The 14060-nt window shown below is 60.4% G+C and carries 9 protein-coding genes and 1 riboswitch; of the genes, 4 read left to right on the forward strand and 5 right to left on the reverse strand.

What is annotated here, in order from left to right:
• Positions 1-5: 5 nt before the first annotated feature.
• The 4 genes from GKC41_RS00925 to ppgK form a co-directional block, all read right to left on the reverse strand.
• Positions 6-2243, reverse strand: a complete 2238-nt coding sequence (locus GKC41_RS00925) for an exo-alpha-(1->6)-L-arabinopyranosidase (protein WP_154312529.1) — start codon at positions 2241-2243, stop codon at positions 6-8.
• 70 nt (positions 2244-2313) lie between these two features.
• Positions 2314-3690: an MFS transporter gene (locus GKC41_RS00930; protein ID WP_229281546.1), complete on the reverse strand. Its 1377-nt coding sequence runs from the start codon at positions 3688-3690 to the stop codon at positions 2314-2316.
• A 125-nt stretch (positions 3691-3815) separates the two neighbouring features.
• Complete coding sequence (locus tag GKC41_RS00935; protein WP_324611991.1) at positions 3816-5003, reverse strand: pyridoxal phosphate-dependent aminotransferase; 1188 nt, start codon at positions 5001-5003, stop codon at positions 3816-3818.
• A gap of 75 nt (positions 5004-5078) precedes the next feature.
• The gene (ppgK, locus tag GKC41_RS00940) at positions 5079-5849 is read right to left on the reverse strand and encodes a polyphosphate--glucose phosphotransferase (protein ID WP_015022089.1); all 771 of its coding nucleotides are present in this window, start codon (positions 5847-5849) and stop codon (positions 5079-5081) included.
• 175 nt (positions 5850-6024) lie between these two features.
• Here ppgK and GKC41_RS00945 point away from each other — a divergent pair, with 175 nt between their 5' ends.
• The 4 genes from GKC41_RS00945 to GKC41_RS00960 all read left to right on the forward strand — a co-directional run bounded on the left by GKC41_RS00945 (position 6025) and on the right by GKC41_RS00960 (position 10978).
• Entirely contained in the window at positions 6025-6804 is a 780-nt protein-coding gene (locus tag GKC41_RS00945; protein WP_154312530.1) for a nitroreductase family protein, read from the forward strand.
• A gap of 52 nt (positions 6805-6856) precedes the next feature.
• The gene (locus tag GKC41_RS00950; protein WP_154312531.1) at positions 6857-7630 is read left to right on the forward strand and encodes a histidine phosphatase family protein; all 774 of its coding nucleotides are present in this window, start codon (positions 6857-6859) and stop codon (positions 7628-7630) included.
• Positions 7631-7766: 136 nt separating this feature from the next.
• Positions 7767-7901, forward strand: a riboswitch (FMN riboswitch).
• On the forward strand, positions 7886-8512 hold the full coding sequence (locus tag GKC41_RS00955; RefSeq protein WP_373564664.1) for an ECF transporter S component: 627 nt from the start codon (positions 7886-7888) through the stop codon (positions 8510-8512). It overlaps the preceding riboswitch by 16 nt.
• 21 nt (positions 8513-8533) lie before the next feature.
• Entirely contained in the window at positions 8534-10978 is a 2445-nt protein-coding gene (locus tag GKC41_RS00960) for an energy-coupling factor transporter ATPase (RefSeq protein WP_229281547.1), read from the forward strand.
• Between the two features lie 418 nt (positions 10979-11396).
• On the opposite strand, the gene GKC41_RS00965 is transcribed toward GKC41_RS00960, so the two are convergent.
• On the reverse strand, positions 11397-14045 hold the full coding sequence (locus GKC41_RS00965; RefSeq protein WP_154312534.1) for an ATP-dependent Clp protease ATP-binding subunit: 2649 nt from the start codon (positions 14043-14045) through the stop codon (positions 11397-11399).
• Positions 14046-14060: the final 15 nt, after the last annotated feature.

Genomic DNA, 14060 nt, shown 5'->3' on the forward strand with positions numbered 1-14060 from the left:
TGATGTCAGGAATCCAGACCCTGTTGCTTGAGGGCCTGGTGATATCGATCGACCATGTCAGCCACAATGCCATTGCCATCGCCACCCGACAAGGTGATGACCGAGGCCAGTGGCATGGTGTCGAAGAGCTGGGCTGTGTTGGGATCGTCGGGCAGCGGTATGCCATCCTGATCGATACGATCGCGCAGGATAGGTCCGCCAATCGAATTCTCGCGCCACTCGGCCATGGTCGATTCGGCATTCAGTGGAATGAAGCGGCCATCGCCATCCACCTGCAGGTTCTCTTCTGCAACCAGATCGCGGCTGGAAGTACCCACCTGGATGCGGTAGGTGCCCGCCTCTACATGCCAGGCATCCATGGCCGTCGACCAGTAAGCGAAGTCGCGCTCGGTCAGGTCCATGCTCACCCGGCTGGACTGTCCCGCCTTCAGGAAGACCTTGGTGAAGGCCTTGAGCTCATGGCTGGGCCGATTCACCCGGCTGGCGCAGGGGGCCACATAGACCTGCACGGTCTGAGCGCCATCCACCTGCGAGGTGTTGGTCACGGTCACCTCCACCCGAGCCGAGTTGGCTCCGGTCTTGGTCACCGCAACCTGATCCAAGTCGAAGTCGGCATAGGACAGACCGAATCCGAAGGGGAAGGCCACCGGACGCTGGAAGGTGTCGTAGTAGCGGTAGCCCACGTAGACGCCCTCGCCGTAGCGGGAGTGACCCTCCTCGCCAGGGAAGGAGGTGATGGTGGGGTTGTCCTCCAGCCGGACCGGGATGGTTTCAGGCAGATGGCCCGAGGGGTCGGCGGCACCGGTCAGCACATCCACCACGGCGCGTCCTCCCTCCTGTCCCAGCAGCCAGGTCTCCAGCAGGCCCTTGGTCTTGTCCATCCAGTCGGCAACCGTTACCACGGCTCCATTGGAGAGGACGGCGACCACCCGGTCGTTGACCTCGGACACAGCCTTGAGCAGAGCCACCTGCTTGTCAGGAAGATCCATGCTGGTACGGTCGAAGCCCTCGGACTCGGCGTATTCAGGCAACCCCAGGAAGAGCACCACGGTGTCGGCTCCGCGCGCAACCTCAAGCGCCTGCTGGGTCAGAGCAGGATCCTGTTCCTTCTCGTCCAGCGTGAACCCGGGTGCGAAGTCCACATTCACACCGGCCTCCTTGAAGCCATCCAGCGCTGATGAGACCTCGGTGGGCGTGATGTGCGAGGAACCTCCACCCTGATAGCGCGGAGTCCGGGCGAATTCGCCGATGACGGCAACTTTCTGCTTCGGATCAAGAGGCAGAATCCGGTCCTCGTTGCGCAAGAGGACGATGGACTCCTGGGCCGCACGACGGGCCATGTTGTTGTGTTCCTGGACATCGTAGCGATAACCCTGTTGGGACATGGCCGGTCGGGCCTTGTCGATCAGGTCCAGGATTCCCTGGGCCATCCGGTCCAACTGCTCCTTGTCCAGCTTGCCAGCCTGTACAGCCTGTACTACCTGGTCATCAGTGCGGGAGGGCGGCATCTCCAGATTGAGTCCGGCCTGCAGAGCGTTGACCCTGTTGTGGACGGCACCCCAGTCTGACATGACCATGCCCTGGTAGCCCCACTCGCCGCGCAGAACGTCCGTCAACAGCCAGCGATTCTCCGAGCTGAAGACGCCATTGATCTTGTTGTAGGCGCACATGATGGTCCAGGGCTTGGCATTCCTGACCACATATTCGAAGGCCGGCAGGTAGATCTCGCGCAGGGTGCGGGCATCCACGTCAGAGCTGACCCTGAGCCGGTCGGTCTCCTGGTTGTTGGCTGCGAAGTGCTTCAGAGAGGTTCCAACCCCCTTGGATTGGACACCCTCAACCAGTCCTGCGGCTTCATGCCCGGCCAGCACAGGATCCTCCGAGTAAAACTCGAAGTTTCGGCCGCCCAGCGGGCTACGCTTGATGTTGATGCCTGGCCCTAGGATTACAGCCACTTTCTCTTGGATGCACTCCTCGCCCATGGCCTGACCCACCTGGTAGGTCAGATCGGGGTTCCAGGAGGAGGCCAGCCCCGCAGTCGGGGGGAAGCAGGTGGCCGGAACCGAGCCGTAGACGTCGGACCCAGTGGCCTTGCGCAGGCCGTAGGGGCCGTCGGTGATCATATAACCTTCATAGCCCTTGTCGGGCAGCCCCTGCAGGTGCCAGGAGTCGGACCCCGAGGTCAGTGAGGCCTCCTCTTGCAGGTCCAGATCCTTGGCTTTGGTATGCGTTTGTTCTGTCATGTCTTTTTCCTTTCGGGTTCGATTATCCGGTCCGCTGCTCAGCACAGGTCCGGGTTACAGGTTTTCAGACTCACTTGACCTTGCGAATCATCATGATGAATACGGTTCCCACCAACAGGCAGACGATGGCGACTGGGAAGATCATCCTGTAGCCGCCGAAAACGCCAATGACCAGCGTGGTGCACCCGGGGGCGATCACCTGACCGATCGTATTGGCCAGGTTAAGGATGCCCAGGTCCTTGCCCGCCTCCTTGGCGTTCGGCAACACGTCGACGTTCAGCGCCTGGTCGACTGACATGTAGCAGCCGTTGCCGATTCCAGCCAGGGCGGCGTAGAAATACATGCCCGTGGCGGTCGGCATCAGGAAGGGGAAGAGTATGCCGACAGCGAGAATCAGGCAGCTGGTGGCTACGATCACCTTCCGTCTGTGCAGGAAGTCCGAGAGCGGACCCGAGACCACGGAGGCCAGGATGGTTGTCACCACCGAGATCAGTGCCATGACCTTGAGTGTGGATGCGGCCTGGGCATCGCTCAGATGGCAGTACTTCTGCAGTATATAAAGCTGGTAGCCCTGAATCATGAAGCAGCCGACGACGAAGGTGAACCTGCCCAGAAGCGCCAGGTAGAAGTCGCGGCAGTTCTTGGTGGGCGGTATGAAGGACCGGCCGACATCCGCCCAGGTCCGTTCCACGACCGTGTTGGCAGCCGACTTCTCCCGGGGCCAGATCAGCACGGTGAGAATGCCGGAAAAGAGGAAGATGATCATGGCGACTACCAGGCCGGTATGGATGTTGGCCATGAACGAGCTGCCGATGATGGTTCCCAACTGCTGGCCGATGACCTGGCTGGCCCCATAGAGTGCCGAATAGGTTCCCCTGGTCGACTCGGGAATCCTGTCGGAGAGGACCGCCACGGCCGGGGCTATCAGGCAGTTGATGCCTACCTGCACAATGCACCAGCCGAAGATGATCATGGGGAGTGTATGGGACTGGATGACCAGCAGGAAGCCAAGGGCGCCGATGATGCCGCCCAGCACGATCCAGGGGGTGCGCTTGCCGACTCGGAACCTGGACATGTCAGAGAGAGCGCCGAAAACAACGTTGGCCACCAAGGCGAACACACAGCCGATCGAGTTCATCGTCCCCAGAGCCGCTTCAGCGCTGACTCCATGCAGGGAATTGAAAATCTGAGGCAGGAGGACCCCGGACCCCATGGTAAAGGGCGCGGCCCAGAGTAGGGATACCAGGACGAACCCAATGGCAAAGCGGACCTTCTCCGCGCTGTTGAGCCTTCTGCCCGTATCCGGAGCCAGGCTTGGATCCACGCCTTGATTCGCCACAGCACCTCCGGTCTCATCTGCAGAGGCCATGGCCTTGATGTCATCCCCGATTCGGGCACCAACCCCCTCGGATGGATTTCCCCTTCGATTCTTATCTTCGTCTACCATCGTTATCACTCCTTCGTGTGCAGCCTTGCAATCAGTGGCTCATCATTGAGCCGTGTCAATCTCCCCCTTCCATAAACGACAATTGTTCAGAACATATTATCGGAGTGAACAATGCATAACGTGGGTTATAAACAGGTTATTTTTCCGATAGCTGAGACGACTGAGTTCACATTTCGGCGGAATTCCGAGGATTCCGGCAGGAGCGACAGGGCCAGATATCCGTTGCCTGGCATGTCGAAAAAGTATCCGGGCTGGCCAGTCAACCCGTAGGACCCAATCAGGCGAAGAATCAGCTCCTCCTCGTCGATGACCTGAGGAAAGCGCAACAGAACGTTCCAGCCTCCCTCAGGCCTGAGCAGGGAGACGCAGGACTCCTTTTGGCCCAGTGTCTGTCTGAGGATTCCGAGATTGCCCCTGATACGCTTGCCCACCCGGCTGGTCTGAACGGGAATATCCGAGAGCATGGCATCCATATCCCTGGTGATCAGAAGACTCATGGGCAGGTAATCATCGGCTATCAGGTCAAGATGGCGCTTGGCGGTGGCTACTTGGTCTGCGGGCCCGGAAACCTGGATCCAACCCACCTTGGCATGGGGGGCTGCCAGACTCTTCGAGAACCCGTCCAGGGCGAAGGTCAGCACCCGATCCTCACCAGCCAGCCGGGCACGGCCCGGCAGGGGATCCAGAGGATAGCCGAAGAAGACCTCGTCGACGATGATGGCCACCCCCTGCCGCTGGCAGAGTTCCAGCAGCGACCGACGCTCTTCCGGATGAATGTAGGAACCGGTGGGGTTGTTGGGGTTGATAAGGACCAGGGCACGGATACGGTCGCCTCTAGGCCCCTCCAGGGCCTGCCTTACCGTGGCCAGGTCAAGGACCCAGGACCCGTCATAGGTCAGGCGGTATGGGATTGTTCGGACGCATTCCAGACCGGCGATGGATTCGATCAGAGGATATCCGGGCCTGGGTTCCAGAATGGCGTCACCCGGGTCGCAGAGAAGTTTCATCAGCCAGGAATAAGCCTGGGATGTTGAGGAGAGCAGGTAGAGGTCATCAGGATCGACTGCCGCACCGCCCTGGTTCTCGTTCAACCCCTGACGCCTGGTCAGAAACCCAGCCAGGGACTGGCGGGCCGCAAGAGGTCCCCTCGGTTCCGCCTCATAGACTTGGGGCAGAAATGACGGGGCCAGCCCGAAGCGGGTGGGATTGGAATCATTCAGCCTGCCCAGCTTGAGACCATGCGCACGTGCTTCGGCCTCGGCCAGGGCAATGCGATTGGGGCGGTCAGACCCGGTACGGTGAGAAAAATGCACGATTTTTCAACTCCTCATCCGATCCGGCAGTCGCCAGAACGCCCCATACAGGATAGTCGCAGGAAAAACCCTACTTCACCCCAGGTGCTTTTGCCGAAGGTCAGCCAGATAAGCGGCACCCACGATGCCGGCCTGGTTGCGCAGCTTGGCGGCCACAATGGGGGTCTTGATGTCGATGTGAGGCAGGAACTTCTCGCTCATCCGGCTGACCCCGCCGCCGACGACGAAGAAATCGGGATTGAAGTAGTGCTCAAGCAGGCGGTAGTACTTGGTCAGTCGATTGGCCCACTTCTTGTAGCTCAGCTTCTTGCGGTCGCGCACCGATGAAGCTGCGTACTTCTCGGCATCCTTGCCGTCCAGCGTCAGGTGACCAAGCTCACTGTTGGGAATCAGAACACCGTTATAAATCAGAGCCGTACCGATGCCGGTGCCCAGTGTCGTGGCGATGACCAGACCCTTCTGCCCCTTGGCCGCCCCGTACTGCACCTCGGCAAGACCGGCAGCATCCGCATCGTTGACGACGCTGACGGGCCTGCCGCAGGCCTTGGAAAGGACCTCCTGAACATTGGTGCCAACCCAGGACTGATCCAGGTTGGCCATGAAATCGAGCGGCTTGTCGGGCTTGACAGGGGCCGGGAAGGCGATGCCCACGGGCACATCCGAAGGAACTTCAAAACGATCCAAGAGCTCCTTGACGACAACCCCCACAGCCTCTGGCGTGGAGTGCTCGGGAGTGAGAATTTTCTTGCGAGGCTCTGCAAAATCACCGATCGTGAGGTCAACAGGGGCAGCCTTGATACCGGATCCACCAATATCCACTCCGAAAGCCTGCGCTGTTTCAATCATTGCTGCTCCTTAGCTGATCAAAGATGAGGGTCCGAACCGGCACGGTAGCGATTGTAGCGCAAGGCATGCCTCTGCAATCCTTGGCAGCGGCACAAGCCGGACCAAGCCGCGGCCCCTTGCACCAACCCTGTGCCACTACCCTGCAGGAAGGGGAAATGGGTGGGATAATGAGGTTATGACCGAACATACACAGCTTATTGACGCAGTCAACGTGCGCATCACCACCCGAGAATACGACCCCAAGCCCATCGATCCCGACCTGGCCAGGCAGCTGGGCAGCACTTTGAACGCTCTGAACACACTGAGCGGCCTGGACATGCAGCTGGTTCTGGGCAAACCCGACGCCTTTGCGGCCGACAACGCTTCCGGTCACCTGACCAATGCGGCCAACTACCTGGCCATGGTCGGCCCCAAGGATGATCAGGAGAGCATGGAAAAAGCCGGCTTCTATGGCGAGCGCATGGTTCTGGCCGCCACCCTGTACGGACTGGGGACAGGATGGGTGTCGGGCAGCTGGGATCGTCAGGCGGCCGAGCGCCACTGTCGGATAACCCCCAGCCAGTCGCTCTATCTGGTGGTCACCATCGGCTATCCGGCTGACCAGATCGGCTACGGCAACCAGGACTTCGACAAGCTTTGCCAACGACAGAGCGAGCATCGACCCTCCAAGAGTTATGAGGAGTTGACCTCAGCCATGAGCGCGCAGGACCGCCAGGATGCACCGGAATGGTTCAAGGCCGGCGTGGCTGCCGCCGCCAAGGCTCCTTCGGCCATGAACGGACAGCCGGTGGTTTTCGCCTGGGACAAGGATTCAGGCGATGCGATCGCCACCCTGGACCCCTCGGTTTCCTACGGGTCCGCAGTCGACCTGGGCATAGCCAAAATGAACTTCCAGATCGGAGCCGGCGGCGGCACATGGACCTGGGGCGACGGGGGCCGTTTCATCAGGTCCTGACCATAGCTGTACCCCGGTGACCCGGCAAGGGGGCCGTGTAGGGTGATGAACTATGAACAATGGAGCATCTTCATCACAATCCGTCGCCGAGCCGGGCGCTGAAGCAGGTTCGACAACCCTTTACCTGACCCGGCACGGCAGGACGACGGCCAACGTCATGCATCTGATGCAGGGCTGGTCCGATTTCCCCCTGACCAAGCAAGGTCGTGAGGATGTATGCCAGTTCGGCCGGGGACTGCGCCCCATTCGTTTCCGTGCAGCCTGGAGCGGCAATCTGAGCCGACAGTATGAAACGGCCCGCCTGGCCCTTGACATGTCCGGCAATGGAGATCTGCGTGTGGGCGTGGACCCTGACCTGCGCGAGGACAACTTCGGTAGTTTCGAGGGCCGGGACGAGCGCACCACTCTGGACCAGGTCTGCGCCGCCATGGGGTTCAAGGACTTCGCCGCAGCCAAGGCAACCTACGGCAGGGACATTCCCGTCCATATGCAGGATACCTTCCATCGGCTGGATGCCCAGGACGTCCTGTCCGCAGGACTGGAGAAAGAGGATCGGGCTGAGACCACGGCCCAGGTCCGTAGCAGAATGATCGGCGCACTGACGCGCATCGCCCAGTCTGCCATCGAAGAGGGCGGCGGGCCCGTCCTGGTGGTCTCCTCGGGCATGTGTCTGCAACAGTTCCTGGTGGCCATCGACGACCACTGCCCCATCCCTGACATGGACAACACCGCAGTCACCAAGGTGATTTATGGGGATGACGGCTTCCGCTTGGCGGGCCCGGTCAGCTCCATGGAGTATTTCCAGGCAGGGAGTCAGGACAAGTAGCGGGCAGAACTTTCAAGCGGCTGTACTTCTTCGGCCATTAGATTTTTAGTGGTTTTATTTCCTTCCTGGCCTGTCTGGAAATGCACCAGCAGCAAGAGGGAATTGACCATTCTTAGGAGCGCAGCTATATTGAAAGCGTCAGTTTCAGGGAAGGTGAAAGTCCTTACTGGCGGTATCCGGCTGAGTGCCGGGAGCCCGCGACCCGCGCAAGCGGTGGATATCGGTCAAAATCCGAAGCCAACGGTTACAGTCCGGATGGAAGAAACGAGGCCCTCTATGAGCATGCCCAATTCTCATTCGCACACCACTACAAACAAGGACACGCGCTTCAACGATGTCCATTCCACGGGTGCAGGTGGTTCAGGACGCTGGTCGACCAAGCGGATTGCAGTCTACGCCCTCTTCGTAGCCCTGGCCATGGTTCTGAGCTTCTTCTCCTTCCCGATCTTTCCTGCCGCACCCTGGCTCAAATATGACCCCTCGGGCATCGTCGTCCTGGTATGCGGCTTCGCCTTCGGCCCAGCGGCTGCCGCCATCATCTCCATCCTGGGATTCGTCCCGCACCTGTTTACCAACCCCTTCGGTGCTCTGATCTCGATGATTGTGGCCCTGGCCCTGAGTGTGCCGGCAGCCTTGGTCTACCGCAGGATGCACAGCCGTAAGGGAGCGGTCATCGGAATCGTTTCCGGTGCCATCCTGGGTGTGATCGCAGCCATCCTGTGCAACGTGGTGATCACCCCCTTCTATGCGCACATGTCCATGGCCAAGGTGGTCGCCATGATCGTGCCGATCCTTCTGCCCTTCAACCTGATGAAGTTCGCCATCCACGGCGTGGTCACTTTCCTGATCTACAAGCCCATCTCCACGCTGATCAACAAGTAGGCCACGGCGGTTCGGAACGTCATGGCAGCATCCATGACCCAATCCACAGGCTCCGATTCAGCGGATTCGAAGGCAACCGTCGCCCGACTCAACCAGGTCTCTTTCTCCTATGACGAAGGCCAGACCTGGGCCCTGGACCATCTTTCCATGGAGGTGCATGCAGGCGAGCATCTATGCATCCTGGGAGCAAATGGTTCCGGCAAATCCACGCTGGGAAGCATCCTCTCGGGTGCGACGGCACCTGACCACGGCCAGGTCGAGCTTATGGGCCGAGCGGTCTGCTCCGACACCCCAGATCAGGGCCGACAGATCGACACTGAGGCCTACCGACAGGCACGGCGGAACATCGGCATGGTCTTTCAGAGCCCTGAGGACCAGATCGTGACCACCGTCGTCCAGGACGACGTGGCTTTCGGACCCGAGAATCTGGGCATGCCCCGCCAGAAGATGCTCTCCTGCGTGCCAGCGGCCCTGAAACAGGTCGACTTGCAGACACGCATGAATGATGATCCCACCCGCATGTCGGGCGGACAGCAGCAACGACTGGCCCTGGCCGGCGGCCTGGCCATGAATCCTGGCATGATGGTGCTGGACGAACCTGGTGCCATGCTCGACGCGGCCGGTCGACAGGAGATTCAATCAATCCTCTGCCGGCTGACGACCCAGGGCACGGCTGTCGTCCACATCACCCACCTGCTCGAACAGGCCAGACAGGCCGATCGGGTCCTCGTGCTTGACCATGGGCGCATCGTGGCCTCCGGAAGTCCGAACCAGATCCTGAACAGGCAGGATCTGCCAGCCCTTGTCGACGAACCTGACCCAAATCCGCTGACCCAAAGCAAGGTATCAGACACGAATGCGAAGACCCCGGTCGATGACCACGCTCTCCCCATGGTCAAGTTGTCGGATGTCTCTTACAGTTTTGCGGATTCCGGGAGCAAAGCCCTCAGCCAAGTGAATCTGGAGCTGGCGGCAGGACAGACCCTAGCCATCATCGGGCGCAATGGATCCGGCAAGTCCACCCTGGCCAGGCTCATCTGTGCTCTGGCCGCTCCCGACAGCGGATCCATCCAGGTGGCCGGCCTCCCACTGGCCGGGCCCGACCGGCCCAAGGCCAAGCATCTGCGGCGCCAGAACCTGAGGCTTCTGCGCCAAAGGGTCGGCTATGTCATGCAATACCCCGAACATCAGCTTTTTGCGGACACCGTTGCCCAGGACATCGCCTATGGTCCACACAACCTGGGCTATAGGCCCGAACAGGTGCAGCAGCGGGTGGATGAGGCCATGAAGCTTCTGGGCATCAGTAACCTGGCCGACCGCTCCCCCTTCGACCTCTCGGGGGGTCAGCGGCGGCTGGTGGCCATCGCCGGAGTCGTGGCCTGCAGCCCGCAACTGCTCGTTTTGGACGAGGCCACCGCCAGCCTCGACCCCCAGGCCTGCGCACGCATCATGAGGCTGCTTCGTGTGCTCCATCAGCGCGGCGTCACCATCGTCATGAGCACCCACGCCGATCGCGAGGCCCTGGATCTGGCCGACCAGACGCTACTCCTGGAGCATGGGGAAACGCTGGACTATGGGCCGACTGCCGAAGTCGTGGAACGTTACCACCAGCTGCTCGCTACAGATACAGCGAAGAAGGATGCCGCTGGGAAGGAAACTGCCGAGCAAGAAACCAATCAAGCTCAGACCGACCAGAAACCCTTATCCTTGCTGGCAAGGCTGGACCCGCGAGCCAAGCTGGTGACCTTCCTCCTAGCCATGTTCACCGCCTTCGCCATTTCCACGCCTGCGCAGCTTGTTCTGGCGCTGGTGGTTACTATCGGCCTCTTTACCGCCGCCCGGGCCCCACTTCGTTCCATTATGAAATCAGTCAAGGGCTTTCTGATCCTCATGCTTCTACTGGCCGTATTCAATCTTCTGGTCACCCAGACCGGCCGTAGACTGGCTGCCTGGGGTCCATTCGTGCTGACCACCGGCGGCATCTGGGTGGCTGTGCTCTATGCCTGCCGCTTCATGCTGATCATCTTTCTGGGCGCGCTCCTGGTGGAGACCACCACCCCAACGCAGATGACCGATGCCTGTGAATCGCTGCTGAGTCCACTGTCCAGGCTGGGCATCCACACCAATGAGATAGCCCTGGTCCTCTCACTGGCTCTGCGCTTCATCCCCACACTGGGACGTGAGGTTCAGGCCATCGTGGAAGCCCAGTCAGCCCGTGGCGGATCCATCGAGTCCGGCTCGCTCTCGCAACGCCTGCATGCGGCCATAGCCATCACGGTTCCCGTCTTCGCCGGAGCTCTGCGCCACGCTGACAATCTGAGCCGGGCCTTGGACGCCCGATGCTATGAGGGCAGCCGTCAACAGCGCACCCACTACCGATTGCTGCAACTGGGCAGGATGGACATCCTGTTCATCGCTCTCATGGCCCTTTATCTGTTGGCCCTGCTGCTGCATCCCCTGTTCTGAGGGGTCCGGCTACGTCAAGCATTTAGGTTCCTTGTTCCTTCAAGGTCAACAAGGCCTTCTTCCACGCCTGGCCTGAGTTCTTCATCACGCAACTGCCTGATTCGCCGGCCGTTTGGGGTAAACAAACCGTTATGCATGGAATGCTGACCTGGCAAACACTGATGTCAATTACCTGCCAATTCCATCGCTGCCTTAAGCCTGATATAAGAGAATGATCGAACCATTCGATGGACTCGTAAGCAAAAGCAAATGCCGAGCTCACACTGCCAATAGAAGCCATGGATTCCAAGTGACGTTACAAAAACTGCATTACAGAGATCGACGCAAATCCCCGGCAGTACAGAATAAGAGGGGTTGGAGCACTGTAATGTGCTCCAACCCCCTCTTCAGTCAGCTGCGTCGGGCCTCAACCCTTATCTCAGTCACTGGCAGGCGAACTCTGAGCGGACTGCTCAGAACCTTGACCATCCTGGCTCTGGCTGTCGGCCTCGCCTGCTGGCGGAACATCAGCGTCGGAAGAGCTCACCGAAGCTCCGACCAGTTCAGGCTTCTGGTCCTGCCCATCAGCAGAGCTGGCCGCATGCCGGGGTCCCTCAAAAGGCTTGCCGGTGAAGGTGAACTCGCCCAGGATGCCCTCGCCTTCGGCGTCGACCTGGACGGACTCATTGTCCGTAAGGTCACCCATGAGGATCTTCTCGGAGACCGCGTCCTCGATGTCGCGCTGGATGACTCGACGCAGAGGCCGGGCGCCCAGAAGCGGATCGAAGCCCTTCTCAGCCAGCAGATCCTTGGCCTTGTCGGTCAGATCCAGAGACATGTGGCGCTCGAAGAGACGATCGTTGAGCTGAGCGATGTCCAGATCGACGATCTGACGAACCTGGGGCTCGGTCAGCTGCTGGAAGACGATGATGTCGTCCAAGCGGTTCAGGAACTCAGGTCTGAACTGCTGCTTGAGCTCGCTGGTCACCTGGTCCTTCATCCGCTGATAAGAGGTCTCGGTGTTGCCACTCACGTTGAAGCCGGTGTTGGCAGCCTTGGCGATGTCGCGGGTTCCCAGGTTGGTGGTCAGGATGATGATGGTGTTCTTGAAGTCCACCATGCGGCCCTGTCCATCGGTCAGATGACCGTCATCCAGCACCTGCAGAAGGGTGTTGAAGATGTCCGGATGAGCCTTCTCAATCTCGTCGAAGAGGACCACGGAGAACGGCTTGCGCCTGACCTTCTCGGTCAGCTCGCCGCCCTCTTCGTATCCCACGTAACCTGGAGGGGCACCGAAGAGACGAGAGGTGGAATACTTCTCCGAGAACTCGGACATATCCACCCTGATCAGGGCATCCTCATCATCAAAGAGGAACTGGGCCAGAGCCTTGGCCAGCTCGGTCTTGCCCACGCCGGTAGGACCGGCGAAGATGAATGAACCTGCAGGACGCTTGGGATCCTTGAGGCCCACACGGGTACGGCGGATGGAGCGGGACAGGGCGGAGACGGCCTCATCCTGACCGATGATCCGCTTGTGAAGCTCCTTCTCCATGCCCAGGAGCTTCTTGGACTCGGCCTGGGTCAGCTTGAAGACCGGGATTCCGGTGGTCGAAGAGACCACCTCGGCGATCACATCCTCGTCGACAACCATCTTGACGTCGGATTCGCCCTCGTGCCAGGCCTGTTCCTTCTCCTTGCGCTCGGCCTCCAGCTTCTCCTGGCTGTCGCGCAGCTGAGCGGCCTTCTCGAAGTCCTGGTCCTTGATGGCCTGGTCCTTCTGGGCGGAGATGCGATCCACCTTGGCATCCAGCTCCTTGAGCTCTGGCGGGGCGGTCAGCCGCTTGATGCGCAGACGTGCGCCGGCCTCATCAATCAGGTCGATAGCCTTGTCAGGCAGGTTCCTGTCCTGAATGTAACGCGCAGAGAGCTCGGCCGCCGACTGCAGGGCCTTGTCAGTGATCGTGACGTGGTGGTGATGCTCGTAGCGGCCGCGCAGACCCTTGAGGATCTCGATGGTCTGGGCGATGGTGGGCTCGGAGACCTGGATGGGCTGGAAGCGCCGCTCCAGGGCCGCATCCTTCTCGATGTACTTACGGTACTCGTCGGTAGTGGTCGCTCCGATGGTCTGCAGCTCGCCGCGGGCCAGCAGGGGCTTGAGCATGTCAGAGGCACCGAGGGCCCCATCTGCCGAACCTGCGCCGACGATGGTGTGAATCTCATCGATGAAGAGAATGATGTCGCCGCGGGTCTTGATCTCCTTGAGCACCTTCTTCAGACGCTCCTCGAAGTCGCCCCGGTAACGTGAACCAGCCACCATGGAGCCCAGATCCAGCGAGTAGACCTGCTTGCCCTTGAGGGTCTCGGGGACATCGCCGTTATGGATCTTCTGGGCCAGGCCCTCGACCACGGCGGTCTTGCCCACGCCGGGCTCACCAATCAGCACAGGGTTGTTCTTGGTCCTCCTGGAAAGGACGACCATGACCCGCTCGATCTCGTTGGCCCGGCCGATGACCGGGTCCAGCTTGCCCTCAGCGGCTTCCTGGGTCAGGTTCCTGCCGAACTGGTCCAGAATGGCCGAACCGGTCTGTCCGCCCTTGTTGGAAACGCCGCCGGCATTGGCCAGATCGCCCTTGCCGGCATCGCCACCCTCATGGTTGCCACGAATCATGTCAATCGTGGCGGTCCGCAGATCGCCCAGGTCCACACCCATCTTGATCAGCACCTGGGTGCCGACACCCTCACCCTCGCGGATGAGTCCCAGCAGAATGTGCTCAGTGCCAATGTAAGAGTGGCCCAGCTGAAGCGCCTCGCGCAGCGACAGCTCGAGGACCTGACGGGCGTGCGGCGTAAATGGGATGTGCCCATTGGGAACCGCATTGCCCTTACCGATCATCTCCTCAACCTGCTTGCGGGTGGCATCCAGTTCCACGCCCTTGGAGGCCAGGGCCTTGGCGGCGACACCGTCACCCTCCCTGATCAGGCCCAGGAGGAGGTGCTCGGTGCCGATGTAATTGTGCTGCAGGGTGCGGGCCTCTTCCTGCGCCAGCACAATCACCCGCCGCGCACGGTCGGTAAACCGTTCGAACATACTTGTCCTTCCCTT

Source organism: Bifidobacterium asteroides, assembly GCF_009683175.1.
Taxonomy (GTDB): Bacteria; Actinomycetota; Actinomycetes; order Actinomycetales; family Bifidobacteriaceae; genus Bombiscardovia; species Bombiscardovia asteroides_H.